Genomic DNA, 24,456 nt, shown 5'->3' with positions numbered 1-24,456 from the left:
GGAGAGCGAAAAAATGAAATATTTCTTCTATGTCTCAGGTCTATTATTATTGTCACTTGGCATTGCGCTGACCATTTTATCGGATCTCGGCACGTCCCCGTTTGATGCTTTGCTTGTCGGGCTCAGCTTCAACGTCGGATTGACGGTCGGGAGCTGGGAGATCATCATCGCCGCCATTATGATTGTCGGAAACGCCATGCTCGGCCGCCAAAGACCAGAGCTTCTCGGCATCATGACCGCCGTCATCGTCGGGATTGGCATCGATTTATGGCTTCATACATTGAGCACCGTCGTTGCCCCTGAAAATATCACCAGCCAGACGCTCTATTTTACAGCAGGCCTATTAGCGGTAGGGGTGGGCTCAGCAATCTACCTTCACACGAATTTTGCGCCGATTCCAGTGGATCGTCTGACGCTACTTGTAAAAGAACTCGCGAAGACCAATCTGTTCGTCTCGAGAACTGCTATCTATTTGCTGTTTCTCGTTTTAGCGATTGCGTTCAGCGGACCAATTGGCATCGGGGCCGTGCTGACAGTTTGCTTTGGTGGAGTGATTTTGAATGCGATCATGCCTGTGACGGCGAAAACTTTGGACCGGGTATTGCTGCCAAAACAAGCAATCCATCATCGTTGATGGTATTTACAATAATTAGTCAATTTGAGATTTTATGATAAGCTGGTGCCAGGAGGTGTTTTTTTGAGTGAAAACAGAAAAACAGCTATTCTGGTGTTCGGCTTAGGTTTTGTAGCGACATTACTGGCATTGCCGTTTTTGTATGCATTAGGGTTGCCCTCTTTTGAAGTCGTACTGACGGGCTTGTTTGGTGAAGGAAACAGTTGGGCTTTAGTTTTTACGATTGTGCTTGTTGCCTTACTTCTCTACGGTATACGAAAATCATTTAACAGTTCAGATTGAAAATAGAAGTCCGAATAAAATCTCAAAGACATCGCCCGTAATGAAGCAGCTAATGATTTAGCCTTTCCATTACGGGCATTTTTTTGTGTTTAACAAAAAGGGAAAGAGAAAATTTATCTTTTTCACTGCTAGAGTTAGAGGGGAAACTATCAATTCAGAGAAACTATAACTAACGGGGGAATAACCATGAATTACATTCAAGACATGCGCCAGTTGATCGGTTCGAATTTATTGATGACGGTCGGCTGTGGAATCATCATTGAACAAGATGGTCAGATTTTGCTTCAGCATCGAAAAGACCGCGACGTTTGGGGAATCCCGGGTGGGGTCATGGAGCCAGGCGAAACATTTCTCGAGACGGCCGTCCGGGAAACCTATGAAGAAACGGGCTTGCGGACAGAAAACCTCCAGTTATTTGGCCTGTATTCCGGGGAAGAGGGCTATGCAGAATACCAAAACGGCGATCAGGTGTACAGCGTGCAAATTATTTTTCATACACAAGAGTTTTCAGGCGAGCTCATGCAAGAAGGAGCGGAAAGCCACGAGCACCGTTTCTTCAAGCCGGACGAGCTGCCGAAAATCAATTCGCATCAAGAGCGTTTTATCAGGGATTGGGTGGACAAGGCGGGATTGCCGATAGTCAAATAAGTGCATGTTCGTTGGGAGTGAAGCGGATGAGAGAATTTCTGAAAGATAACTGGGCTTATTATCTCTCATTTCTTGGAGGTGCCTTCATAGCGATTATCGTCTCGGGAATTTGGGCGGACGGGGCAGGATATGCGTTTATTCCGTGGGTGCTCGGCGCCTTTTTCATTGCCGAGATCGTTAAATTTATCGCGTGGCGGATCGAGCGGAAAGAGGAATAACAAGCTAATATGGGGGCGATGCCGGTGAAGAAACTGATAACGATCGTATGCGCAGCTTTTTTGTTAAGTGGATGTCTTGGTGGAGAAGAATATCGTTATTCGGGGAAAAGCGAGAGTTGGAGGATTACTTATCAAGTAGTCGAAGCACAAAGCGGCAGCCAGCAAGTTGAGGGGATGCTAAATTATATAGGACCAGAAACAGCGCCGGAAATGATCGAGTATTCGATGAGTACGGTTACCCAACGCCAATCGGCGACGGGTATTCCTGTGACAGATGGAAAAGCAACACTGCAAGACACAAGCTGCATAGATTGTGGAATCATTCAAGAGCATACGAAGATTACAGTTGAAATCGTATGGAATGGGAAAACAGAAACGTTCATTTTAGATGAGGAAGCATCTTGAATAAAAAATTTGCTCTTAATAAATTGAAAGTGACCAAGCTTTTTAGGGCTTAAGTCAATCACGTGTAACTTGTGCGTAAAGACTCAACAATAAGTTGAAGTTTTTGAAACGACTTATTTATCGATTTTTCAATTATCGTTTTACCTTTTTGAATAGAACCACCAACGCAATCACTAGCACGATTGGTAAAAGCCAAGTGAACAATCCAGTCAGAAATACAGAAGTCATGACGCAAGCTCCTTTCAGTAGCGTGTTGCCAATTAATTGTTAATGACTCAAGCATATCATATACAGGAATAGGAGATGGCGCAGATGGAGAAGAGATTTCTTGAAGAATATAAAGAATATATCCGCAAAATAGGGGATAGGAAAGCATTGTACAAAGCTGTCGCGAAGGCATATGGCGTTCAACAAGCGATTTATCCAGGCTCTTTCATCGATATCTCCCCGTCCTTAGTCATCCCTGAAGTAATATATATCGATAATTTCAAAGGAGCCATTCGGTTTTTTAAACAAATGGACGGCATCCAGGATTACATAGAGCAAAACAAGGAATATCCACAAGCCTGCGAGATTTCCTTTATCGGCCAGGACTATACCGAGCCGCTTGAAATCGGGCAAGTGGATTTAATCATTTCCCAATACGCCGGGTTTGTTGGGCAGGAAACCAAGCAATACTTAAAACCGGGCGGCATTTTATTATGCAATGACAGCCACGGCGATGCCACGTTGGCCAGGTTCGATGACGACTTTGAGTTGATCGGTGTCGTCAGTGGCAACAACGAAGTTGAACAGGGTGAGTTGGAGCGGTACTTCAAGCTCCCAAAGGAAAAGCCAATTGACCTGAAGATGGTCAAAGATAAAATGAAAGGGCTGAAAGACACCGCGGCTGCTGAAAACTATGTGTTTCGGAAAATATCGTAACGGATCTAGGCGCTGAGTTCAGTGTGAGCGCGAGTGCGATATTAAGAGTGTGGGACTGCTTGAACGAATGCAAACGAAAACGACACAGCCATTTATCAGCGGCTGTGTCGTTTTCTTTTTTCAAGAAGATACCTCTACTTGTTCAAATAATGTGATGCCGAAATAGCTGTATTCGATATGAACGGTGTGAATTTTTTCGTCGTGCTTGATGGTGAGTCCATATGCTTCGTCATCTTCAGAAGCGGTGCCGTTGTTCACTTTTTCCAAAAGGCCAGTGGGGGAAGTGCCGGTTTTAATCGTCACCTCATCAAGGTCTGTAAAATCATAAGCCTGGGCTTCGTCAGATTCAAAATCATCTGTAACGACAAAGCCTTTTAACGGATTGCTCAGTTGGATCTTGCCTTCTAGCGGCTCTTCAAAATTATTGACTGCCACTTTGGTTAATTGGAAGTCGCCCCATCCTTTATTGCCGAACCCGACTGTCACGGCATGGCCGCTCTCAGTATAGGCCAAGCTGTTCGTTTCAAGCGGTGGATTGTTCTTCAAGAACATCACCGTACCGCCGACTAGAACTACAAATACCATTAAGGTGACTACGGTGATTAAAATCTTCTTATTCAAATTCGCACTCCTTTCCGACCAACCAATTTCTTAACTGAAAAACACTTGGTAGAGACTATAAGCAATTAACAAAATCACCAGCAGCAAAATCACGCCACCGATATCTTTCCAGCCCATTCCTCTCGTATCCGGCATGCCGCTCTGTGCGCGATTGGTGGAGTCGTTGACATTGCTGCCTGCGTGTTCTTTCTGATCTTTCAACTGAAGACGGTCGCGCTGGTCTTCGGATTTATTGTTTTTGGGCACAGTAATTCCTCCTAAAGGTAAGTATCCTATTGAAAAATGGCAAAAGAGATGGTTCTAAATTTAGTTCACTCTGTCAATTTCTCTATCGTTGTTGTCATAGAGACGCAACTCCACTGGAAAAGCTTTCTGGATTGAAGCAGGCAGTTTCGTATACTTTATAAAATACAATTCATTCGATACGTCCGCTGAAAAGCCGAATGATACTTCCAAGGAATCAGCGCGTATCGAATCAATTTCTAGGTTCGAATTGTCGCCATAGATGACGCCATAGCCCCCGCTTTTGGTTTGAATATCACGATACGTAATCGCAGGTCCCCATCCGGATTCGACGATCTTGAATTTTCCGTTCCATCCTTGCATCATGTGCGCAAAAGCGATTTCTCCGCTTTCCAGTTCGAAAAGGATAATATGGGACGAAGTATGATCTACTTGGGTGGTCCTTAAAATTTCAATACTCTTTGTGTCCGCTTGTTCTTTATAGATCCATTCTGTTAAGTCCTCTTGAAGTGTTACATTATCGATGTGGTACTGGAAATAAGTCGCTGTAGCATAAGATAGAAAGAAGAGCAAAACGAAAACGATGAACCACCTTTTCTTCACTTGCATCCGCTCCCTCAATAGATAGCTGTCACAGAAATGAACTTAATTTAATTATACGCAAATCATTCCAAAAAGTTCCATAGACCTATTCATTTTATTATGTGAAATTGCTCATGATTGACTATATTCTACCTAGATTATATATGATAGGATTTATTTATCAATATTTTCCATAAAATCCATATTCATTATATCAAATTTCTAGAGTCGAAACGATGAAGTCAATTGTCATGCCGGTTGTGATGATTCTGGCGAGAGGAGTGGGAAAGATGAAAAAGCTGCTTGGTTTAGTCGTCATGGCATCCATGTTGTTGGCAGGTTGCGGAAGTTTACAAGGCACCGTATCGGAAATGACCGAGGCGAGCTTTATCCTGGAAGTCGAGTCCGATGATGCACGGCAAGCCCCGACCGAAGAAATCTTCATGACCGACCATACCGAATTCATCGGCGCGGTAAGCTCGTTCGAGGAACTCAAAGAAGGCGACCGCGTCAAAGTGACACCGTTTGACACGACACCGGACATTCCTTATTTTCTTGCCTCTAGGGTTACGGTTGAATGAATCGTGACGAAGCCGGCAGAAACTTGTTATGTACCAATGGGGCTGTCTCGTGGTAATCTAGTAAAAATCAAAATCAGTGCGATGAAGAGAACAGTAGCTGGCGAATCCTTTTTCTAGAGAGCTCCGGGGTGGTGGAACGGGGCAAAAGGGCGCGAGTGAAGCAAGCCTCTGAGCACCGCGTCGGAACCTAGGGGATGATGCGGCGTTTGCTCCCGTTATAGAGCTTAGGTATAGATCGAATGTACCGAATGAGGCGCATATGGCGACATATGAGCGAACAGGGGTGGCACCACGACCGGAATCTCGTCCCCAAGACAATTGTCTTGGGGGCGGGATTTTTTTCTTTGCCTCGAAGAAACAGAGAGTGGTGGCGGAGATGAAAGGGATGTGGAAAGATAAAGATTGGCGGGAGCCGATAGTTTTACTCACAGGCATCGGCATCGCAAACTTCGGGGCGTGGGTGTATTTGATCGCCTTGAACTTAATCGTACTTGATATGACTGGGTCGGCGCTTGCAGTCGCAGGACTGTACATCGTTAAACCGCTTGCTACGGTCTTGACGAACTTCTGGTCGGGCAGCGTCATCGACCGGGTCAATCAGCGCAACCTGATGATCACGCTCGATCTCTTGCGCGCTGTGCTCATCGCCTGCCTGCCATTCGCTGCGTCGTTATGGCTGATCTATGCATTCGTGCTGTTGATCAATATGGCGGGATCGATGTTCGAGCCGGCCTCCATGACCTATATCACCAAACTGATTCCTGAGAAAAATCGCCAGCGTTTCAATGCGCTTCGCAGCCTCATCGATTATGGGGCGTTTCTGATCGGCCCGGCTGTTGCTGGTGTGTTATTCATGATGGGGACACCGGAAACCGCGATTTATTTAAATGCAGCCGCGCTAGTTTTTTCCGCGTCCATCCTTCGTTCCATGCCAAAACTCGAAAAAGCGGCAATCGCGACAGAAACGGCTAATCGTAAGCCCTGGGAAATAATTCGGACTGACTGGCGACTCGTCCTGAATTTCAGTAAAAGCGCTCGGCTCGTTATGACGGTATTCTTTTTGTTCAACTGCATGATGGTCATGGCGACGGCCATCGATTCACAGGAAGCGACGTTCTCGAAACGCGTGCTCGGCCTGTCAGACGGTGAATACGGATTTCTTGTGAGTGTCGCGGGGGCGGGCATCATTTTCGGCGCGATCGTTAATACCATCTTCACAAAAAAACTAGGGCTCGTCGCATTGATCGGCGGCGGCTCGGTGATGATGTCGCTTGGCTATCTAGTCTATGCATTATCGGACTCATTCGCCGGGGCAGCGGCTGGATTTTTTATCTTAGCGTTTTCGCTCGCTTTCGCCAATACCGGATTCCATACTTTCACGCAAAACCATATCCCAGTCGACATTATGGGAAGAACCGTCAGCGCCTTGAGCCTGGTGGAAGCGCTACTTGTGATTGTGGCGACGGCAGTCATCGGCGTGGCATCGGAACAGGTTACCGTGCAGCCGGTGGTAATTGTCTCGGTCCTCGTCATGTGCAGCATCTCGCTAGTACTATGGGCCATGAGTTTTAAGCAATCCAAAGAAAGTGGGGAAGCTGAAGTTGTCCTGACAGGCGAAAAGCCGACCACCTAAAAAAGAAAGACATGCCGAAACCCGGCATGTCTTTCTCAGGGTGTTGAAAAATTTTATGGTTTGCAATCAATATACGAGAGAGGTCTCCTATATTTATACTGAACAATCAATGACCTCTCTAAGTATTTGGAGAAGCGTTCGCTCGTAAAACCTTCTGCTCAATAATGCTACGCATTACTTTCGCAAAGATAATGTCTCCCATAGGTCGACCTTATCTTTCCTGTGGATCAGCGAGACGACCGAGACCCCGGAAGACGCATAGCGGCTGAGGAGGCTTGGGCGCGAGCCCACGGAAAGCGAGCGATAAGCTTCGGAAAATACGATTACCCGAGGTTTTCTTTGTATGTTGCTTGCTCACTCTTCCTCTTCCAAGTCTTCGATCAATTGTTTCATTTCATCGATTTCCTTGCGCTGGGCTTCGATGATTTCATCCGCCAACTGTCTCACGCGAGGGTCCGAAATGTTCGCGCGTTCGCTCGTCAAAATCGCGATCGAGTGGTGGGGGATCATCGCTTTCATCCAGCCGGTATCTTCAATAAGCACTTGGCTGCGCACGAGATACAGCGAGAGGGCAAAAACGAGCGCACTGCCAGCAAGAATCCCGGCATTCGCTTTCTTGTTCTTGTACATCGGCCACATGAACAGCAGCATGACAATCGCCATCACTGAACCCATGATGAGCGCCATATAGAGCCGTGTTTCACTATAGAAAACATGGTCCAACTGGAAAACATTTAAATACATCAGCCAATACATAATGAAGGTTGAAGTTCCGATCATGATGCCAAATTTTAAATACTTGTTCATCACACGCTCTCCTTTTTTATGGTTTGTTGGAAATTATTCGACAGGCGCCAACTCATCTTCTGTCACCCATTTATGGTTCGTCACTTGCTCGCCGCTATCGGTGGCAGTGAAATCAACCATATAAACCGTCGTCTGTTGTGCCGAATCAATCGTCGCCGTTACACCGTCCATGCCTTGCATATGCTCCGCGTCGAGTACGACTTCATCGCCTTCCTGGAACGGAGCGTCTCCGGCATTCTCCAACTCTTCATGGATGACCCATTTATGATCCTCGACCGGCTCTCCACCGCCCTCTGGTGTATAGCTGACCGCATAAACGGTGGTATCATAAGCGCCAGCAATCGTTGCCTCGGCATCTTTCATGCCGCTCATGTGATCGGTCGTGATAACGGCCTGGGATCCAGTAGGGTATGTTGGATCTTGGGCTTCCTGTAAATCTTCCGGAACTTCACCGGAGCTGGAATGGTCCATCATATGGCCGTCTTCATCCCCCATCTGCTCATCCATCTGTTCTTCCATATTCTCGTGGTTCTCTCCCATGTTTTCATCCATTTGTTCATCCATATCCATTGGGGCGGGATCGGCTTGGCATGCGCTTAGTGCCAGGGCAGCGAAAACAGAAGCTGCAGCCATTGTCATTTTGTTCTTTGCCATTTTAAATTCCTCATTTCTTTTATCTCTTCTTAAGTAAGCTACCCCGAATGTTTGCATAAACTGTGCACAAACCGTGACAATTTGATTTAGTTGCCCACCGTGGGGAAATTCTTTTCTTTCTTTGTTTCTGCACAAAAAATCGAGAACTTTCCCGTATAGTAAAGATAATAGGCACACCAAAGAATGCGCACGTCTACCGCTATAATTGAAAGAGGGAGTCTATGTTAAACAAACTGGCATTAAAAATCGGTTTATTATTTTTCGTGTTCATCGTCAGTATTGAATTGTTTTTGTTTTCGACGCTTTATGTCACATTCGTCAATGAACGCGTCGATGAAGTGATGTCGAATTTATTGGCGCGGGGCAATACGCATAGTGAGGTGCTCGAGGACAGTTTCAATGACACCACGTTGTCGCACGTGGCAATGATGGAATCGTCATCGGATTTTATCGTTATCATCACGGACGAAGCGGGTGAGGAATTGACTCATTCCGACCAGATCGAACCGGAAATGCGTGAAGTGCTCGGCCATACCGATATCGAAGAAGTTCCGGAACAAGGAGAAATCCTCGAAGACAATTGGCAAGACGAACGCTTTATCGCTACCGACAGTCCCATCACCATTGGAGGAAGACACGAAGGGCATGTGCTGATGTTCGCAGAGACGAGTCAAATCAAGGAAATGGTCGAGCGCATGAGAAACCAATTCATTCTCGGCGGCCTTATTTCGATCGTTTTGACGATTATCACCATTTTCCTCTTGTCGCGTTTGATCACTTTGCCGCTTATTCGCATCAAAAAAGCGACCGAACAACTCGGCAAAGTGCAAGGCGGAGTGGCGCTTGATATCGAACGCAACGATGAACTGGGAGAACTCGCGAACGCCATTACCCAGCTGTCGACTGACCTGGACCGCTTAAAGCAAGAACGCAACGATTTTCTGGCAAGCATCTCGCATGAACTTCGTACGCCGCTCACTTATATGAAAGGTTATGCCGATATCGCAAGCCGGCCGGGGCTATCAGAACAAGAACGTCAGGAATACCTTGCCATCATTCGAGAAGAAACCGGCCATTTAACAGTACTCATCAAGCAATTGTTCGAACTCGCTCAGCTGGACCATAACCAATTTTCCATTCAACGGGAGCAAGTGCCAATTGATGCCCTATGCCATACCGTGGCGTCGCTTGTGCGGCCAGCATTTGATGAAAAAAACATTTCACTCACAGTCGAATGCGAACCAGACCTTATCGCTTGGATCGACCCAGCACGTTTTCAGCAAGTGCTGCTCAATATTCTCGACAATGCGCGCAAGCACTCGGAGCCGAACACCAGCGTAACCTTGAAAGGGAGCCAAGACGAACGATCCATCTTTATTAGTGTGACGGACCAAGGCGAGGGCATTCCGGAAAAAGACTTGCCGTTTGTCTTCGACCGCTTATACCGCGTCGACAAATCCAGGTCTCGCATATCTGGTGGCAGTGGGCTTGGGCTCGCCATCGCCAAGGAGCTGGTCGAATCCCACGGCGGGCGCATCAGCATCGATTCCGAGCCAAATGCCGGAACAACGGTGACGATTCAATTGGAAAGGGAGGAGAGCGATGCAGAAAATCCTATTGGTTGATGACGAACGGCGCATGCTCGATTTATTGTCGCTGTATTTAACGCCCCATCAATATTCTTGCACCAAAGCTCAAGGGGCACAGGAAGCGCTGCGCTATGTGGAAACACAGGCGTTCGACATCGTCCTGCTTGATATCATGATGCCTGAGATGAGCGGTTTTGAGTTGTGTGCGAAAATCCGAAGCTTTTCCGACGTTCCGATTATTATGCTGACGGCGCGCGAACAGCAAGAAGACATCGTCAAAGGGCTCAAGCTCGGTGCGGATGATTACATCACCAAGCCGTTCAACGAAGAAGAATTGCTCGCACGCATTGAAGCGCTGCTCAGGCGGCAAGCGCCAAAAAACATCATCGAAGTGGGCGGCTTGAAATGGAACGAAGAACGCTTCGAGCTGACGTTCCGCGGCACGCCGATTAAACTGACGCCAAAAGAATTCTTTATGGTCGGGCAATTAGTGAAAAATCCCGGCAAAGTGTTTTCCCGCGACCAATTGATCCTGCTCATCTGGGGCTATGATTCGGAAACGGAAGGGCGCACGATCGACTCACACGTCCGCAACGTCCGAGAGAAAATCCGCCAGTCCGGATTTCCGGTCGACAAGCATTTCCTCACCGTGTGGGGCGTCGGCTATAAATGGCTGAACAACGTTGAATAAAAACGCAAAAGAGCCAGCTGGAAATGTTCCGGCTGGCTCTATAGCTGTTTAATTATTAAATAAACGAAAAACGCTAAGCTCCCATTTCAATTTGGGTAGATGCCTTTTTCCGCAAAATCTCATCAATCACGAAAAAGACCACCGCCACAATCACCGCGAAATACATGAGCGGTCCGAGAAATAGGTAAGACAACAGGCCGAAACCCAAATGAATCAGAAAAGCGAGCGGGAGCCGGTAGCGTGTTGTACGGGAAGTTACCAAATCAGAAAATGATGAAACCGGAATCCCGTAAACGACGCTTCCAAATAAGAAAATGACAAACAAGAAAAAAATAAATCCAAACGCTGCGAAATCCATCCCTTTATCTAGCAGCATTGAACCCATAATCATAAGCAAACCGCAAGCCGTCAAAAAAACGGAAGCGTATAGGGCGGCCTTGCCTTTTCGGAAGAGTGCCTCGTCGTTGTAGAGCTTTTTGCGAATGAACGGCAAAACCGTCAACACGATTAAACTTAAGGTGATTTTCAACTGGATCTCAAAAAAGCTGCCCCATATCACAAATGCCAAGATAGATAAAACGAGTATGTATAAAAAAGCTCTGTACATGCGGATTCCTCCTACATACTTATTGTAACGTATGTAGGGTAGGGCAAGTGAACCGAATTGCATCTGCCTCATCTATAGTTTGATACAGGTGGCACTCTATCTATTGATGCTATTAGACCACTCGAACGGATGAAAATATAAGGCTTATTACTGAATAATCTATTAAAGTAAGTTATACTAGAATTACCCATATTTTCAATAATATCTAATCTCGATAATGATCTGCGCATCTATTTCATTTAACGAAAAGGGGCGATGACATGATCTTGCATACCGAAAGCTTTGGAACTGGCGAGCCACTGGTGTTTTTACATAATGGCTTATTAACGGGGCTTACTGATTTTGAGTTTCAGCGAGATCATCTTAAAGATCGTTACCAGGTTATTTTGCCCGACTTACGGGGGCATGGAGAATCGGTCAGCGACGAACTGGACCATTTTTTTGAAGACAATGCGACCGATTTAGCAGAAACCTTCGACCATTTAGGCATTGAATCTGCTCATATCGTCGGCGCCTCACTTGGAGCTTTGATCGGTATATTTTTCGCGAAACGGTACCCTGCGAAAGTAAAAAGCCTAGTAATCTCCGGCGTGATTGCCGAGAAACCAGACAATTGGCTGGAATTGCACAAGCAAGAAATTCACAAATGGCAGCAAATTTTGCATTACGAAGAAGCTGTCACCTACTACAACCAAATGCACAAAGCCGATTGGCGCAAGTTCATCGAAATGGGGCAGTCTGAAGACTGGTATCCTTTTGAAGAAACGAAAGACCTGTCGGCTATTGACGCACCGGTTCTATGCATGGCAGGTGAAGGAAACCCAAACGAACTGAAAAGCGTCCTGTATTACTCAGGAAAGCATGAGCATGTGCGCGCTTCGGTCATCCCGTTCGCGTCTCATCTGGTTCATGCCGAACAAGCGGATTTGCACACAAAAACGCTCGAATTGTTCTTAACTCATGTCGACTAAGCAGGAGAGGAGTTCCTATTTCATGAAAAAAACCGGATTATTTCTAGGGATATTGATCATGCTCAGCGGCTGTTCGGAAGCGGACCGTTACAACTTCGATGGCAGCAGCGATAATTGGGATGTCTTTTACACGGTGGATGTGACTTCAGAAGACAGCAAAGAAGCAACCGGCAAAATCGTCTACACCGGTAAAGACCCAGCGCCTGAAACGATTATCTATTCCATCGGATCGACTGCCGGTGCCTCGAGCGGCAATGTTTCGGTTGATGACGACGAGGTGCTGGTCGACAGGAGCGCCTGCGAAGGCTGTACGGACATCCAGCAAGACGAAGAGTTGGAAGTTGAGATCAAATGGGACGGGCACGTTGAGGAATTTGCCTTAACGACAGAATGAACGCTGAAAGAGGAGAGTTTTTGATGAACACAACGAGAAGCCATGGGTTTCAATTTCTGGATTTTTTATTTGTGGAAGAACAAGACATCCATCAGTTTGAGTCCATCGCAGGATCGTTTGCGGTTATTAAATGCAACGGCAAAACGCTCATGGTCTACAACAAATGGCGGGAGCAATGGGAATTGCCGGCTGGCGCGAGAGAAGGACAGGAAACCTCAAAAGAGTGTGCCATCCGGGAGTTATACGAAGAATCAGGTCAGCAACTTGAGGACTTGGAGTTCAAAGGCTTGCTCAAACTTCAGCACACGGATACGCAAGAAATCAAATACAATCCTGTTTTTCTTGGAATTGTAGAAAAGCTGCAGCCCTTTATTCCAAATGAGGAAACAACGGAAATGAAGCTATGGGACACAAAAGAAGAAATTGGCGTACTGGATGAAATGGACATCAAAATTCTCGATTACGTCTAAGTGGATAAAATACTACGGAGGTTAGCATGGTGAATGACACCCAAAAAAGATGGCGGGGTGCAGCTGGAGTGGTCATCGAGAGCGGCAAGCTCCTCATGGTGAAGTCTAAGACATCCGGCAAATGGAGCATCCCGTCTGGAGAAATTGAAACAGGCGAATCCCCGCAACAAGCGTGCGTGAGGGAAGTATGGGAAGAAACGGGCTTTCGCATCGATGTGAAAGAACAGCTGCACACGAAAAACGTGCAAATCGGCCAGTACGAAGTCACCAGCCATTATTTTCTGTGCAAAGTGGTCTCAGGCAATCTATGTTATCAGGACCCTGACGACGAAATCGAAGAAATTGCGTGGCAAACAGAGGCAGAACTAAAAGAAGCGCTTCACGATTACCCGGAAGATCAAGAACACCTCATTGCGTTCATGAATCGCGCAGCTTCTAATTAGTCAGAATCTATACGAGGAGTGGCGCATATGAACAGGCTAGCGGTTCTCACAGTCGGCAAAACCCATAGCGGCAAAACGACGTTCGCCCAAGCACTCGAGCGGCGGCTGGCGAATGCCATCGTCATCGACCAAGACAATCACGCAGAAATCTTGCGGAACTATTATCCAGCGCTGGTCCCAAAACAAGGGGCGAATATCATCAAATACGCGTTGACGCAGACCATTGTGGACTACGCAGTCGATCAAACCGATTGCCACATCATTTTGTCGAACGCCAACCGCAACCGCAAAGGCCGTTTGAAACTGCTGGAGTTTTACCGAGACAAAGGTTTCACTACGATTGTGGTGAACTTTGATTTGGCAGACGAAGTATTGGAAGCGAGAATTGATCGAGCCGGGCGTGACACTTCCATCTTGCGCACCGTTTCTTCATTCCACGAAGTGCTCAAGGGGCAGCAAGCCGAATCACTCGGCAATCCCGGCGTGACACCGGCACCAGGCGAAGCGAATCATTTGTTTACGGTAGCAACTGAACAGCAAATAGAAGCCGCCACTTCGAAAATCTGCGAACTGGCTGCAAGGGGAGAAGACTCATGAAAAAACTGCTGGTCGTGATGATGTTTTTGTTGACAGCGTTCACGTTATCAGCCTGCCAGAACGGCTTAATTGGCGCTGAACAACGCGACGCTGACACACTCGTCTTGCACCAAATGGAGCGTTTCGGGGAAGTGAAAGAAAACACACGTACCGAAGTGACAGATGCACAAACGATTGAGTTATTCGCCGATGCCATTTCGCGTGCCGATAAACTCCAGGGCGTGGCGAACGTAATCGATCCGGATTTCCAAGTGGACTTCGGAGGAAAGACCTTCTATTTATGGATATCAGAAGATCAAGGTTCCGTCATGGACGAGTCCGATACTCACGCGCTCTATACGTTAAAAGAAAAAGATGCCGAGGCACTCTATAGCTATCTGTCGTCGGAAAATCTGCTCGATGGATTGACTGATCATAGAGGAGGCAGATAAATGAAGAAGTTTTTCCTATCCACAGCTGGTGGGCTCATTTTTGGACTCCTCCTATCGTTCACTTTCATGGACTATGAAAGCAGCTGGATGCACCATACCCAAAGGGCGGGTGTTGACCAAATGGTGAAAGAAATGGATTTCGATTTTGTCTTCTTTGCCACAATCCTTGTGCTCGTTATTTCTATACTCATCTTTGCAGTCTGGACTTTCATCGAAAAGAAAAATGATGCAAGTTTCATTAGAGACTTTGAAAATGATAAAAAACGAGACAATTAAACATCGTCCTAAAGCATCTGCCTGAAGATGCTTTTTTTCTATGCCGTTATTTTTTAGCTCAAACGGGGATACAAGGGACAGCAGCGAAATTTAGTAGCGACATTAGAGGAGGATTTATCACATGGACAAACCGATCAAAGCGTTCGTCTTCGATGTGTACGGCACCCTATTCGACGTCATCGCCATCAAAGAGCAATGCGAGGAGGCATTCCCCGGACACGGTGATGCCATCAGCCAAACTTGGCGCACAAAGCAAGTCGAATATTTCATGATGCGCCAGCTGATGGGGAAATACGACACCTTATACCATGTCACCCACAGCGCCTTGAGATACGCACTGGAAGACGAGGGTCTCGAAACGACAGACGACACCGAACGGCAGTTGATGGATGCCTATTTACATTTGCCGCTTTATGAAGAATCAGAAGCGGTATTAAAGCAATTGCAAGATCACCAGCTCATCGTATTATCAAACGGCTCGCACGACATGCTCGACCCTTTGATCGAAAACGCCGGAATCAAGGAATTACTCGATAAAGCGGTCAGTGTCGACGAGATCAAGCAGTTCAAGCCAGCACCCGCCGCGTACCAATATGTGTTAGACCAACTAGACATTGCGCGCGACGAAGTGCTGTTCATGTCCTCCAACGGCTGGGACATCTCCGGAGCTAAAAACTTTGGCTTCCGCACGGCGTGGATCAACCGCAAAAAAGCACCAATTGAACAGCTTGGCCTGGAGCCAGATTATATATTTGACGATTTAAACGGCTTGCTCAAATGGAAATAAAACGCATAAATGATTAAAGCCGATTATTCGGGGTAAACTACTTGTATAATAGAGGAGGCATATTCATGAATAGACTACAATTAGGGGATTTAGCCCCATCATTCACATTGCCGCGCGCTGAAGGCGGAGACTACTCGCTTCAGCAAGACCTATCCGACCGTAAAGGCTGGCGCTTCGTCATTTTCTTCAGAGGTTCATGGTGCCCAGTCTGCAACGAGGAATTGCAGGACATCCAAGAAAATCTATCGTACTTCGAAGGCAAGGACATCCATTTCACGTTTGTATCGACAGACAACCAGCAAGACCTTAACGAAATGAAAGAAAAACATGGCTTGGCCTCGCCAATTTTGGCAGATGCGACAGAAGACATCCTAAAACAATACGGCGTCTATCATCACGGGGAAGATGCATTGTACGAAGACCACGGCATTCACGGCGAGCCAGCGTATTACTTGCTCGACGAAGAAGGCAAGCTTATGTACCAGCAGCAACAAACGAGCCCATTCGGCCGTCCGCATTCAAAAGAATTGCGCAAAATCGCTGCATACATCCGCAAAAACTTAAAATAAGATAGCATAGAAAAGAGCTTGGAGAAAAATCTCCAAGCTCTTTTTTCGTGGCTTAACGCGTTTCGAGCACCGCGAAATAATTGTCTTCTGTATCCGCAAAATTAAATGTGCGGCCCGTTGGCATGTCGATAATATCGCCGACCGTCACGCCTTTTTCAGCTAATTCGCTGTGCATTTGCTCGAAATGGTCCGCATAAAACAATAGCGACGGCGCTTCCAGACTCAAGCCCGTATCCATTTGCTCCAATAGGTTCTTATCATGCAGCACGATGCTCGTCTCCGCATCGCCACGCGGCGCAATTTCGATCCACCGCATGCCATCATTGTCTTGATCTTGCAGGACCGTAAAGCCCATCTTCTCTGTCCAAAACGTGGCAGCGGCGTCCTGGTCGCGGACATACACCATGACCTGTACGATTTTAGAAATCATTGGTTTTCCTCCCCATCACAAAATGATTATGCTTCTCACCATTACTATTCGATGGAAAAGAGCGAAATCCTTTAATGCACAATTGCTTTAGGAGATGCTTTTTAAACCAAGCGAAACGATAAAGTTGTCGATGAATGAAAGGGTTCCGACTAAAAAGCATCCGAAGGTCAGAAGGAATACTTCAATCCAGGAAGCTCTTAGAAATCGGAATAACCAGCTGGAAAGAAAGCTAACAACAAAATAGCCAGCAATGAATTTCTTAGATAATAATAAGCTGCTCATGTAGATCCCACCTTAATATATTCGATTTACTGACGCATTTTTAAAAATAACAAGTTCCGCCTTTACATAAAAAGGGAAAAATGACAATTCTCCATTGAAGTTTGATAAACTAAACACAACATGTGTAAAAGAGGAGAGAGCCCATGAAAAAACCAACAAAAGGTATTCTTTTTTTGTACTCGGCATAATTACTGGTATTATTTTGTACTCTTTGTTCATGTAGGAAGCATCAACACTATCTGATCAGTAGCAAAGAAAAACAGCACAGGAGATGGCCTGTGCTGTTTTTCAGAATGTAAAAGAAATATATGGTTCACAAATACAAAAGAGGCTCCTTTTTCTACATTCAACAATCAATGATTTCTCTAAGTATTTGGCGAAGTGTTCGCTCGACTCCAGTGGATCAGCGAGACGACCGAGACCCCGCAAGGAGCAGAGTGACTGAGGAGGCTTGGGCGCGAGCCCACGGAAAGCGAGCGATAAGCTTCGAAAAATACGATTTTCTGAGTTTCTCGACTTTTTCACTTGGAAAGCTACGAATGATATCAAACAAACTCCTCACTAGCTCCGATTCAAATAACGATTCAAGAGCTCAGAAAAGGCTTCGAGTTTCTCTAAACGAATCGAATAAACGCCTTTCTCTACTTGAACAAACTTCGCGGCCTTCAATAATGCCAATTGATGATGAAGCGTCGTCTTGGACATTTGAAATTGAGTACTCAAATCTTGCAGGGAAGCGGGAGCCTGGCGCAACTGATACAAGACGTTCAAGCGCAGCCCATCGCCGAGCGCTTTATGCCCTTGGATCAATTCATTCGGCGGCACTTCAGGATCGAGTAACTGCTGCTCGTCGACCGGATAGAAGAATAATTTCACATCCGCCGTCCGGATCGTCAGCGTCCACGGGCGATACGACACGTGAGGAATTAGCTTGACCGACCAGATAGAAGGCTCGGGCGCATAGTCGGCTCCTGTCACGCGCTCGATTTCTTTTTGGGCATTCGCTGGATCGAGCCCGCGATGCTGCTTTTCCTCAAAAGCAAGGGCCTGCAGCCATGTTGCGATATACGGCTTTTGCATCATCCAGTCCTGCCACTCCGTCAAAACGTCGATAAACAATTCGCTTAGCTGTGCTCTCGTATGACTGCGAAGTTGACGCACGTAGCCGGCGAGGTAAGCATGCCCTTCAAACAAATCAGCATACGGCCCCCATACTCCACCGTCACTTGGATTCTGCGCTGCCTGTTCCCGCAACGCTTCCGCAGCGCGGCAATGATACGGTAGCAAAATGTCGTAAAACCGCTCATCCGAAATCTCTGCCAGCCGCTCCGCAAATTCCTCAACAGAGCGAGCCCCGAACTTATTTTGCAACAACAGCAAGCCATACCACAGATTGGTCTCTTGCATCTTCTCTAAGGATTCCACTAGAGAAGCAGGCATGGTTTCTGCATCACGCTGCCACTCCTCGTCCATCTCAAACGTATGGCGCAATTGCCCGTGAGTATAGCCCGCAATCCCGACCGACCATTCCCACACCGCTGACTGTTCCACAGCCAATTGAATCGTTTCTTCCGCTAACGCCGCATCCATCATCTTCATATCAACAACCTCCTAAGACTTTTTCTTTATTCTATATGAATGAAACCTTATATTCAACATTTATCGAATAAATAATTCTATTTATTTAGAATGAACTAAAATAGACTCCAATAGAAGAGAGAGGCTGCTTCTCGAGAAACCACGTGCATGCAAAAAAGCGCGCAAAAAAGAGCACCCGAGATTTCGGATGCTCCCTGAATCACATATTTAGCTTAGAAACGTCTGAAGCTGTGGAATTTAGCTCCCCAGTAAGGGCCGTTCAAGCTTTTCACTTCGGATTTAGATCCGCCAGAGTGTACGAACTGGTTGTTGCCGATGTAGATCCCAACGTGCGAGATCCCTGGGCGGTAAGTGTTCGCGAAGAAGACCAAGTCTCCTGGGCGTGGGCTTGAAACTTTGTAAGACTGAGCATATTGAGAAAGCGTTGTGCGTGATACGCTTTTGCCTGCTTGTTTGAATACATATTGTACAAATCCTGAGCAGTCAAACCCAGCTGGCGTCGTGCCGCCGAAACGGTACGGGATGCCTTTAAGCGCTAGTGCTTTAGAAACGACTGCTGAAGAAGAAACGCTTGATGAAGAAGATGAAGCTTGGACAACGCCAGATCCTGAAACTTTTGTGATCAATGATCCGTGTACCCAACCGTGCGTGCCGCCAGTGCGGACTTTGTGCCAAGTACCGCTGCCGATTGTAGCTGTACGAGTGATCGTTGCCGTTGCGCCTTTACGAGCAACTTTGATGACGCCGTGGCTTGTGCCAGCATCTCTGCGAACGTTTGTAGCATATTTGAATTTATAAGTGCTGCTTGAAACTTGAACGATTGCCGGCTCTGCTGTTTCTTGTGCAACTGCTGTTTGAGCTTGTGTTTGAGCTTGTGTAATATTTTGTGCGTCTGTAGCTGAACTAGAAAAGACCAATGCGCCTGCTGCGAGTAGTGTAAAGAATGCTTTTTTCATTTAGTCAGTACCTCCGAAGGATAGTTTTTTTAAATTTATGTTATGTGGATATAAAGATTATCATTAATTTGCTCTGCCACTTACTATATAGACTGCCCCCTTCAAAAACAATGTCTGTGGAGTTTCAATTATGTTACAGCAATATTACAGGTGAATGACGGCTCATAAAGCGAGTCACAGCAAGGGTTTTAGGTGTTGGTTATTTTTGGGAGTTGATGTTTATTTCTTTGTGAATCGGGAAATAAGCGCGATTTTTTTGTGTTTGAATTGATAAAATATTACACTCAAACAAAATATGTGTCGATTTTTAGTTCCTGTAATTCCCAATACGGGACTCTCAATGCTTTTACAGCAGTTTTTTAATCGATTTAATCATATACTTATTAGAAAAATCAAAAATTATATTAATAAACCTTTGTTACACAATTGTAACAATCCATTCATTGCTTGATTTTTGTGGGTTGGGGGTATACGGAATGTAATAGGAGAGTGGGGGGGGTTGCGCTGCAATCGGACGCTTTCTGGAGGGCTCGCATTGAGCCGCTTCGTCGCTACGCTCCTGCAGGGTCTCAATTGTCTCGCTAATCCTCCCAGAGTCGCCGATTTCCGCTTCATCTCTATTTCTAGAGGAGTAAGTAGGTGTCATATCTCATTGATATGTAGACATTGCTAAATAGATAATGCATTATGAATTTGAAATTCTGCAGTCTTATATAGAAGAAAGTGGTGTTTAACAAATCACAACTTACATTTAAAGCTGTGCTTAACCGTTTTTACAACTAACCGCGACTCAGCGTGAAGCGCTGGGAGCAATCTCGCACACTGAATATCATTACAACCAAAAACTCAGTGAAATCATATCGATCCACCCATGTCACAAAGAGCTGACCAAGTGCCGGCGCGTCCAAGGGCTAGGCGACGTGATAAGACCGGCGGTTTTCCGGGCTTATCACAAAATCCATGCCCAAAGCGCTAAGCGAAGCAACCACCAAAAACTCATTACAGCCCAGACATAAAAAACAACAAACATTGCAACTACCTTTCACCGCGACTCAGCGTGAAGCACTGGGAGCACTCTCGCACACCGAGTACCACCACAACCAAAAGCTCAGTGAAATCATATCGTTCCACCCATGTCACAAAGAACTGACTAAGCGCCGGCGCGTCCACGGGCTAGGCGACGTGATAAGACCGGCAGTTTTCCGGGCTTATCACAAAAGCCATGCCCAAAGCGCTAAGCGAAGCAACCACCAAAAACTCATCACAGCCCAGGCATAAAAAACGACAAATGTTACAACCACCACTCACCGCGACTCAGCGTGAAGCGCTGGGAGCACTCTCGCACACTGAGTACCACCACAACCAAAAGCTCAGTGAAATCATATCGATCCACCCATGTCACAATGACCTGACCCAAGCACCGGCGCGTCCAAGGGCTAGGCGCAGTGATGAGACCGGTGGTTTTTCGGACTCATCACAAAAGCCATGCCCAAAGCGCCAAGCGCTGCGTCGCAGAATCCCATCTTCCAGCGCTCTCAATTCATCTATCATTCATTAATTCATAGAAGAAACAAAACCCATTTCTATAGAAGGAGGCGGTCTATATGAAGAAGATCCTATCGATCGATGGCGGGGGCATACGGGGCATCTTGCCGGCCATGATGCTATGCGAACTCGAAAAACGGACGGGCAAACCCGTCTCCGAACAATTCGACATCTTCGTCGGCACGTCAACCGGCGCGATCCTGGCTCTCGGTCTCCTCGTCCCCGACGGCAAAAAGCCGCGCTACACCGCAAACGACATCCTCAAGCTCTACGAAACCGAAGCCGAGCGCATGTTCCGGAAATCCTTTCTGCACCGCACATTCGGCGCCGTCGGCCGTTTTCTCCACACCCAGTACAGCCACAAAGAATTCGAACAAGTGCTCAAACATTACTTCCGTGACTTAAAACTCTCCGACTTGCTGCAACCAGCCGTCATCCCGAGCTACGACATTCACGGGCGGCATGCCCATTTCTTCAAAAGCACCGTCATCAATTTGAACGAACGTCAACCCGACAGCGAAATTCGCCACATCATCCGTGCGGCCACAGCGGCACCCAGTTATTTCGCACCGGCAGAAATTCCGGACTATCCCGACTCGGCGTTCATCGATGGCGGTGTATTCGCGAACGATCCGGGGCTCAGCGCTTATGCCGAAGGACTGGAATTGTACGGCGACGAAGAGGAAGACTTTTTGCTCGTGTCGCTCGGAACCGGCGAAGCGCAGCGCGAAGTGGAAGTGACCGGCTGGCGCGCCTGGTTTCATTACGGCTGGGCACGCTCGCTATTGAAAGTCATGATGGACGGCAGTTCGGACTCGGTCGACCATCAACTGCGTCATTTATTAAAAGAAGATGGCCTGGACCAGCGTTATTACCGCTTCCAGGAAAAGCTGCCGGCAGATGATTCCGGCATCGAACAGCTCGACCGCGTAACGCCGGAAAACCTCGCCCGGCTGCGAAAAGTCGCCAAGCGCATGATCGATAGCCAAAGTGCCGAACTCGATAAATTATGCCGCTTGTTATGACTTGTCATCGAAGTGTAATGCGTTTGTCGTGGTAATGACAGCAAGGGCTCGGTAAAATAAGCGAGGAATCATAGTGAAAAGAGGTCAACCCAATGGCGCGAAGATACGGCTATATGGATTGGATGCGGGTGGTCGCAATCGTCACGGTCGTCGGTGTCCACGTCGCATCGAAAATCATCAATAATTATACGACTGGCGATTGGGAATGGCATTACGCCAATGCAATTGATAGCGCATTGCGCTGGTGCGTGCCGATTTTCTTCATGCTCAGCGGCGCACTGCTGTTGACGCGCGACTCCAAAGAACCCATCGGTGAATTCTTGCGCAAGCGACTTGGCAAGGTATTGCTGCCGCTCGTGTTCTGGAGTGCCGTCTACATGGCCTATAATATATTTCAATTAGAAGAGCAATACACGCCGATGGAAATGGTTGGCGCGTTCATCTCCGACGATATCTATTACCATTTGTGGTTTCTTTACATCATCACCGGGCTGTATTTAATGGCACCGTTCTTGCGCATCCTTGTGAAACATATGGACAAGACGATGTTCCATTATTTCTTTGCGTTTTGGTTTTTGTTCTCGGCAGCGGTGCCGATCTTCACAAGGGCGACAGGTTATGAAGTGGCATTTGCAGGAGAGCTGTTTGCACCTTATATCGGCTATTTCCTGCTCGGCGCCTATTTGGTCATGTATCCTTTGCCGAAGCGTTGGCTCCCGACCCTTGGCGTGCTGGCAATCATCGGCTATGCCGTAACCTTATATGGAACGGTCTCCGCGAATACGGGGCGCGAAGCAGGTGACTTCGATGACTTTTTCTACGAGCATTATTACCCGCATGCGATATTCGTGTCGCTGTTCGTCTTTGTGGCGTTCCAACAAATCGGCAAGAACTTGAAATCGACGCCGCTCATCACGCGTATCAGTACGGCTACGTTTGGCGTCTACATTATCCATCCACTGATCCAGACCTATTTGAACCGTTTATTTAATTTCAACGAATCGACGATCAATGTGGGAATTGGCGTGCCCTTGTCGTGGATCGTCATCTTTCTCTTGTCGTATGTCATCATTCGGCTTATGCAAAAAACACCTGTCATCAGGCGACTGGTGCCATAAGCTAGCCGGTTAACTAAATGAAATCGATGAAACTAGGACAAAAGATATTGTCGATTTTTGTCGTCTGTACCTATGTAACTCCTTTAGTGAAGCAGAGAGTGATTAATGTGTCATTGTGTACGGTTGATAGGTAATTAAAAATTTGATGAATTTGATAGAAAGAGTCGTATTGGTGAAGATATCATGATAAGCTGTATTTAATTGTAAGTTGCACCGGGATTATGGATAGGAAGGGGTGATAACATGAAAAAGTCGATTGTGCTGGGAATCATCGCAGCGATAGCGATTTTCTTATCGGCATGTTCAAGTAACGAAGTCATTCGCGTCGGGGTGCCGTTCACGGACGGAATCACGGAAGGTGTCTTGTTCAAAAAAGACATCAATGACCGCGCTTCGATTGTTACACTCCGTTCCATCCTCCATAACGAAACCGAAGTAGAGTCATTCGACCGCTTGTCCATCGAACCGCAAGCCGTGTTCACGATCGATCGGCCCGAAGACGGCGTGCAGGAAGTCCGCCGCTTCGTCTGGTACCGCGACAACGGCCGTGCCATCATGTCCAACGAACGCAATGTCCTATCCCATAAAGAAAACCAAGAATTCTTCCGGCTAACGGCCGAACAGACACAAGATTTGAAAGAGATTTTACAAACAGATCTATAAATAGCGAGAATGTAGAAAAGCCCCGTATTGGTAGTGCACCCCAAAAGTTAGATGTGAACTCTAACTTTAAGGGAGCAATACCATTCTGTAGGGCTTTTTGTTTTGGAGATTTTTGTTCAAAGTAGTTTTAGGGCGTGGAGATTCCGCTGCAGGCGGAAGCTTGCTGAGGGGGCCGGCTTCAGCCGCTTCCTTCGCTACGCTTCAGTCCAGGGTCTTCAGCTCGTCCTGATCCCTCCAGCGTCCCCGCCTTACGCTACATCTCTATCAATATAGTGGGGACACCATCTTTCTATAGTGCAGCGGAAGAAAACAACTTTAGCGAATCATCCAAACAAATAAGCTTAGAGACTGCAGTATGAAAACTACAAACCCTATCGCATGTGACTATTGTTTCTCAATGGAATCTCCAAGCGGACACTGCGACTCTACAAGCACATGCATCCGACCATTTCCACCCAGCAAGTTACATAAGCATGTCCGACTAAGCGACCTAGCCAGTCGATGCAACAGACTGAACAAATCCAGTCTTATTCGATTAATACAATGATCTGTATAAGCAGTTCCGCGCCAAGGGTGAAGCGAAGCCATAAGACAAGCGCTCTTCCTGGCTTATGGCGAAAGCTCAACCCCAAGCGGACACTGCGATTTCACCACCACACACCAACCTCAACTCCTTCTCATGTAACTATCCAGAGCCAGCAACAACCATCCATCTCACAAAACGAATCAAATAACTATCCCCGCCTGCATGACCAATTGTCCCTCATGACTTCTTCAAAAC

General features: G+C 46.8%; 31 protein-coding genes and 1 other annotated feature. Of the genes, 22 read left to right on the top strand and 9 right to left on the bottom strand.

The window, feature by feature from the left end; translation table 11 throughout:
• Window positions 1–13: 13 nt before the first annotated feature.
• From BBI11_RS12465 to BBI11_RS12440, 6 genes are all read left to right on the top strand, one after another.
• Complete coding sequence (locus BBI11_RS12465; RefSeq protein ID WP_068463884.1) at window positions 14–634, top strand: YczE/YyaS/YitT family protein; 621 nt, start codon at window positions 14–16, stop codon at window positions 632–634.
• A 63-nt stretch (window positions 635–697) separates the two neighbouring features.
• The gene (locus tag BBI11_RS12460; RefSeq protein WP_068463881.1) at window positions 698–916 is read left to right on the top strand and encodes a hypothetical protein; all 219 of its coding nucleotides are present in this window, start codon (window positions 698–700) and stop codon (window positions 914–916) included.
• Between the two features lie 186 nt (window positions 917–1,102).
• Window positions 1,103–1,564 (top strand): NUDIX hydrolase, encoded by a 462-nt coding sequence (locus BBI11_RS12455; RefSeq protein ID WP_068463878.1) that lies wholly within the window; start codon window positions 1,103–1,105, stop codon window positions 1,562–1,564.
• Between the two features lie 26 nt (window positions 1,565–1,590).
• On the top strand, window positions 1,591–1,782 hold the full coding sequence (locus tag BBI11_RS12450; RefSeq protein WP_068463875.1) for a hypothetical protein: 192 nt from the start codon (window positions 1,591–1,593) through the stop codon (window positions 1,780–1,782).
• Window positions 1,783–1,806: 24 nt separating this feature from the next.
• A complete protein-coding gene (locus tag BBI11_RS12445; RefSeq protein WP_068465764.1) occupies window positions 1,807–2,187 on the top strand; it encodes a hypothetical protein in 381 nt (126 codons plus the stop codon).
• A gap of 312 nt (window positions 2,188–2,499) precedes the next feature.
• On the top strand, window positions 2,500–3,111 hold the full coding sequence (locus BBI11_RS12440) for a hypothetical protein (protein WP_068463873.1): 612 nt from the start codon (window positions 2,500–2,502) through the stop codon (window positions 3,109–3,111).
• 120 nt (window positions 3,112–3,231) lie between these two features.
• Here BBI11_RS12440 and BBI11_RS12435 read toward each other — a convergent pair whose 3' ends face one another.
• From BBI11_RS12435 to BBI11_RS12425, 3 genes are read right to left on the bottom strand one after another with little or no spacing between them, the layout of a single operon-like run.
• Window positions 3,232–3,732 carry a hypothetical protein gene (locus BBI11_RS12435; protein ID WP_083389100.1) on the bottom strand — a complete coding sequence of 167 codons (501 nt, stop codon included), beginning with the start codon at window positions 3,730–3,732 and terminating at the stop codon, window positions 3,232–3,234.
• Between the two features lie 30 nt (window positions 3,733–3,762).
• Entirely contained in the window at window positions 3,763–3,978 is a 216-nt protein-coding gene (locus tag BBI11_RS12430; protein ID WP_068463870.1) for a DUF6366 family protein, read from the bottom strand.
• A 60-nt stretch (window positions 3,979–4,038) separates the two neighbouring features.
• Window positions 4,039–4,578: a hypothetical protein gene (locus BBI11_RS12425; RefSeq protein WP_156889072.1), complete on the bottom strand. Its 540-nt coding sequence runs from the start codon at window positions 4,576–4,578 to the stop codon at window positions 4,039–4,041.
• Window positions 4,579–4,847: 269 nt separating this feature from the next.
• On the opposite strand from BBI11_RS12425, the gene BBI11_RS12420 reads away from it, so the two are divergent.
• Window positions 4,848–5,138 carry a hypothetical protein gene (locus BBI11_RS12420; protein WP_068463865.1) on the top strand — a complete coding sequence of 97 codons (291 nt, stop codon included), beginning with the start codon at window positions 4,848–4,850 and terminating at the stop codon, window positions 5,136–5,138.
• Window positions 5,139–5,210: 72 nt separating this feature from the next.
• Window positions 5,211–5,452 (top strand) — a binding site (T-box leader).
• 71 nt (window positions 5,453–5,523) lie between these two features.
• Window positions 5,524–6,771, top strand: a complete 1,248-nt coding sequence (locus tag BBI11_RS12415) for an MFS transporter (RefSeq protein ID WP_237150273.1) — start codon at window positions 5,524–5,526, stop codon at window positions 6,769–6,771.
• Between the two features lie 354 nt (window positions 6,772–7,125).
• Here the strand turns inward: BBI11_RS12415 and BBI11_RS12410 are convergent, their stop codons facing one another.
• Together BBI11_RS12410 and BBI11_RS12405 are read right to left on the bottom strand one after the other, a co-directional pair.
• Complete coding sequence (locus BBI11_RS12410) at window positions 7,126–7,578, bottom strand: DUF305 domain-containing protein (RefSeq protein ID WP_068463859.1); 453 nt, start codon at window positions 7,576–7,578, stop codon at window positions 7,126–7,128.
• A gap of 33 nt (window positions 7,579–7,611) precedes the next feature.
• Complete coding sequence (locus BBI11_RS12405; RefSeq protein WP_068463856.1) at window positions 7,612–8,232, bottom strand: YdhK family protein; 621 nt, start codon at window positions 8,230–8,232, stop codon at window positions 7,612–7,614.
• Between the two features lie 221 nt (window positions 8,233–8,453).
• Between BBI11_RS12405 and BBI11_RS12400 the strand changes: the two genes are divergently transcribed.
• Together BBI11_RS12400 and BBI11_RS12395 are read left to right on the top strand one after the other, a co-directional pair.
• Window positions 8,454–9,857, top strand: a complete 1,404-nt coding sequence (locus BBI11_RS12400) for a sensor histidine kinase (protein ID WP_068463853.1) — start codon at window positions 8,454–8,456, stop codon at window positions 9,855–9,857.
• Window positions 9,835–10,512, top strand: coding sequence for a response regulator transcription factor (locus BBI11_RS12395; protein ID WP_068463850.1), 678 nt, complete (start codon window positions 9,835–9,837; stop codon window positions 10,510–10,512). The genes BBI11_RS12400 and BBI11_RS12395 overlap by 23 nt, the downstream gene beginning before the upstream one ends.
• A 73-nt stretch (window positions 10,513–10,585) precedes the next feature.
• Here BBI11_RS12395 and BBI11_RS12390 read toward each other — a convergent pair whose 3' ends face one another.
• The gene (locus tag BBI11_RS12390) at window positions 10,586–11,119 is read right to left on the bottom strand and encodes a hypothetical protein (RefSeq protein WP_068463847.1); all 534 of its coding nucleotides are present in this window, start codon (window positions 11,117–11,119) and stop codon (window positions 10,586–10,588) included.
• 260 nt (window positions 11,120–11,379) lie between these two features.
• Here BBI11_RS12390 and BBI11_RS12385 point away from each other — a divergent pair, with 260 nt between their 5' ends.
• The 9 genes from BBI11_RS12385 (at window position 11,380) to BBI11_RS12345 (ending at window position 16,057) form a co-directional block, all read left to right on the top strand.
• Window positions 11,380–12,090 carry an alpha/beta fold hydrolase gene (locus BBI11_RS12385; protein ID WP_068463844.1) on the top strand — a complete coding sequence of 237 codons (711 nt, stop codon included), beginning with the start codon at window positions 11,380–11,382 and terminating at the stop codon, window positions 12,088–12,090.
• A 22-nt stretch (window positions 12,091–12,112) separates the two neighbouring features.
• Window positions 12,113–12,484 carry a membrane lipoprotein lipid attachment site-containing protein gene (locus tag BBI11_RS12380; protein ID WP_068463840.1) on the top strand — a complete coding sequence of 124 codons (372 nt, stop codon included), beginning with the start codon at window positions 12,113–12,115 and terminating at the stop codon, window positions 12,482–12,484.
• Between the two features lie 23 nt (window positions 12,485–12,507).
• Window positions 12,508–12,954 carry an NUDIX domain-containing protein gene (locus BBI11_RS12375; RefSeq protein ID WP_068463837.1) on the top strand — a complete coding sequence of 149 codons (447 nt, stop codon included), beginning with the start codon at window positions 12,508–12,510 and terminating at the stop codon, window positions 12,952–12,954.
• A gap of 26 nt (window positions 12,955–12,980) precedes the next feature.
• A complete protein-coding gene (locus tag BBI11_RS12370) occupies window positions 12,981–13,397 on the top strand; it encodes an NUDIX hydrolase (RefSeq protein WP_068463834.1) in 417 nt (138 codons plus the stop codon).
• 27 nt (window positions 13,398–13,424) lie between these two features.
• Window positions 13,425–13,994 carry an AAA family ATPase gene (locus tag BBI11_RS12365; protein ID WP_068463831.1) on the top strand — a complete coding sequence of 190 codons (570 nt, stop codon included), beginning with the start codon at window positions 13,425–13,427 and terminating at the stop codon, window positions 13,992–13,994.
• Entirely contained in the window at window positions 13,991–14,425 is a 435-nt protein-coding gene (locus BBI11_RS12360) for an LptM family lipoprotein (RefSeq protein WP_068463828.1), read from the top strand. Before BBI11_RS12365 ends, BBI11_RS12360 begins: the two co-directional genes overlap by 4 nt.
• Window positions 14,426–14,701 carry a hypothetical protein gene (locus BBI11_RS12355; protein ID WP_068463825.1) on the top strand — a complete coding sequence of 92 codons (276 nt, stop codon included), beginning with the start codon at window positions 14,426–14,428 and terminating at the stop codon, window positions 14,699–14,701.
• 121 nt (window positions 14,702–14,822) lie between these two features.
• Entirely contained in the window at window positions 14,823–15,488 is a 666-nt protein-coding gene (locus BBI11_RS12350) for a haloacid dehalogenase type II (RefSeq protein WP_068463822.1), read from the top strand.
• Between the two features lie 65 nt (window positions 15,489–15,553).
• Entirely contained in the window at window positions 15,554–16,057 is a 504-nt protein-coding gene (locus BBI11_RS12345) for a peroxiredoxin family protein (protein WP_068463819.1), read from the top strand.
• A gap of 52 nt (window positions 16,058–16,109) precedes the next feature.
• On the opposite strand, the gene BBI11_RS12340 is transcribed toward BBI11_RS12345, so the two are convergent.
• The 3 genes from BBI11_RS12340 to BBI11_RS12325 form a co-directional block, all read right to left on the bottom strand.
• Window positions 16,110–16,487, bottom strand: a complete 378-nt coding sequence (locus BBI11_RS12340; RefSeq protein ID WP_068463813.1) for a VOC family protein — start codon at window positions 16,485–16,487, stop codon at window positions 16,110–16,112.
• 843 nt (window positions 16,488–17,330) lie between these two features.
• A complete protein-coding gene (locus BBI11_RS12330) occupies window positions 17,331–18,368 on the bottom strand; it encodes an ArsR/SmtB family transcription factor (RefSeq protein ID WP_068463807.1) in 1,038 nt (345 codons plus the stop codon).
• Window positions 18,369–18,580: 212 nt separating this feature from the next.
• The gene (locus tag BBI11_RS12325; RefSeq protein ID WP_068463805.1) at window positions 18,581–19,324 is read right to left on the bottom strand and encodes a C40 family peptidase; all 744 of its coding nucleotides are present in this window, start codon (window positions 19,322–19,324) and stop codon (window positions 18,581–18,583) included.
• 1,604 nt (window positions 19,325–20,928) lie between these two features.
• Between BBI11_RS12325 and BBI11_RS12320 the strand changes: the two genes are divergently transcribed.
• From BBI11_RS12320 to BBI11_RS12310, 3 genes are all read left to right on the top strand, one after another.
• Window positions 20,929–21,894: a patatin-like phospholipase family protein gene (locus BBI11_RS12320; protein ID WP_068463802.1), complete on the top strand. Its 966-nt coding sequence runs from the start codon at window positions 20,929–20,931 to the stop codon at window positions 21,892–21,894.
• A gap of 92 nt (window positions 21,895–21,986) precedes the next feature.
• Window positions 21,987–23,012: an acyltransferase gene (locus BBI11_RS12315; RefSeq protein ID WP_068463799.1), complete on the top strand. Its 1,026-nt coding sequence runs from the start codon at window positions 21,987–21,989 to the stop codon at window positions 23,010–23,012.
• Between the two features lie 243 nt (window positions 23,013–23,255).
• Complete coding sequence (locus tag BBI11_RS12310) at window positions 23,256–23,675, top strand: putative periplasmic lipoprotein (RefSeq protein WP_068463797.1); 420 nt, start codon at window positions 23,256–23,258, stop codon at window positions 23,673–23,675.
• The last annotated feature ends 781 nt before the right edge of the window (window positions 23,676–24,456 follow it).

It is taken from the genome of Planococcus maritimus (assembly GCF_001687625.2).
Lineage (GTDB): Bacteria > Bacillota > Bacilli > Bacillales_A > Planococcaceae > Planococcus > Planococcus maritimus.
This window is presented reverse-complemented; position numbering and strand designations above follow the sequence as displayed.

Coding starts and splice junctions, on each gene's coding strand:
- BBI11_RS12315 (WP_068463799.1), top strand. CDS start 21,987: ATGGCGCGAAGATACGGCTATATGGATTGGATGCGGGTGGTCGCAATC.
- BBI11_RS12375 (WP_068463837.1), top strand. CDS start 12,508: ATGAACACAACGAGAAGCCATGGGTTTCAATTTCTGGATTTTTTATTT.
- BBI11_RS12345 (WP_068463819.1), top strand. CDS start 15,554: ATGAATAGACTACAATTAGGGGATTTAGCCCCATCATTCACATTGCCG.
- BBI11_RS12410 (WP_068463859.1), bottom strand. CDS start 7,578: ATGAACAAGTATTTAAAATTTGGCATCATGATCGGAACTTCAACCTTC.
- BBI11_RS12455 (WP_068463878.1), top strand. CDS start 1,103: ATGAATTACATTCAAGACATGCGCCAGTTGATCGGTTCGAATTTATTG.
- BBI11_RS12385 (WP_068463844.1), top strand. CDS start 11,380: ATGATCTTGCATACCGAAAGCTTTGGAACTGGCGAGCCACTGGTGTTT.
- BBI11_RS12325 (WP_068463805.1), bottom strand. CDS start 19,324: ATGAAAAAAGCATTCTTTACACTACTCGCAGCAGGCGCATTGGTCTTT.
- BBI11_RS12390 (WP_068463847.1), bottom strand. CDS start 11,119: ATGTACAGAGCTTTTTTATACATACTCGTTTTATCTATCTTGGCATTT.
- BBI11_RS12330 (WP_068463807.1), bottom strand. CDS start 18,368: ATGAAGATGATGGATGCGGCGTTAGCGGAAGAAACGATTCAATTGGCT.
- BBI11_RS12420 (WP_068463865.1), top strand. CDS start 4,848: ATGAAAAAGCTGCTTGGTTTAGTCGTCATGGCATCCATGTTGTTGGCA.
- BBI11_RS12310 (WP_068463797.1), top strand. CDS start 23,256: ATGAAAAAGTCGATTGTGCTGGGAATCATCGCAGCGATAGCGATTTTC.
- BBI11_RS12380 (WP_068463840.1), top strand. CDS start 12,113: ATGAAAAAAACCGGATTATTTCTAGGGATATTGATCATGCTCAGCGGC.
- BBI11_RS12450 (WP_068463875.1), top strand. CDS start 1,591: ATGAGAGAATTTCTGAAAGATAACTGGGCTTATTATCTCTCATTTCTT.
- BBI11_RS12320 (WP_068463802.1), top strand. CDS start 20,929: ATGAAGAAGATCCTATCGATCGATGGCGGGGGCATACGGGGCATCTTG.
- BBI11_RS12350 (WP_068463822.1), top strand. CDS start 14,823: ATGGACAAACCGATCAAAGCGTTCGTCTTCGATGTGTACGGCACCCTA.
- BBI11_RS12340 (WP_068463813.1), bottom strand. CDS start 16,487: ATGATTTCTAAAATCGTACAGGTCATGGTGTATGTCCGCGACCAGGAC.
- BBI11_RS12405 (WP_068463856.1), bottom strand. CDS start 8,232: ATGGCAAAGAACAAAATGACAATGGCTGCAGCTTCTGTTTTCGCTGCC.
- BBI11_RS12465 (WP_068463884.1), top strand. CDS start 14: ATGAAATATTTCTTCTATGTCTCAGGTCTATTATTATTGTCACTTGGC.
- BBI11_RS12415 (WP_237150273.1), top strand. CDS start 5,524: ATGTGGAAAGATAAAGATTGGCGGGAGCCGATAGTTTTACTCACAGGC.
- BBI11_RS12370 (WP_068463834.1), top strand. CDS start 12,981: ATGGTGAATGACACCCAAAAAAGATGGCGGGGTGCAGCTGGAGTGGTC.
- BBI11_RS12355 (WP_068463825.1), top strand. CDS start 14,426: ATGAAGAAGTTTTTCCTATCCACAGCTGGTGGGCTCATTTTTGGACTC.
- BBI11_RS12440 (WP_068463873.1), top strand. CDS start 2,500: ATGGAGAAGAGATTTCTTGAAGAATATAAAGAATATATCCGCAAAATA.
- BBI11_RS12365 (WP_068463831.1), top strand. CDS start 13,425: ATGAACAGGCTAGCGGTTCTCACAGTCGGCAAAACCCATAGCGGCAAA.
- BBI11_RS12400 (WP_068463853.1), top strand. CDS start 8,454: ATGTTAAACAAACTGGCATTAAAAATCGGTTTATTATTTTTCGTGTTC.
- BBI11_RS12395 (WP_068463850.1), top strand. CDS start 9,835: ATGCAGAAAATCCTATTGGTTGATGACGAACGGCGCATGCTCGATTTA.
- BBI11_RS12360 (WP_068463828.1), top strand. CDS start 13,991: ATGAAAAAACTGCTGGTCGTGATGATGTTTTTGTTGACAGCGTTCACG.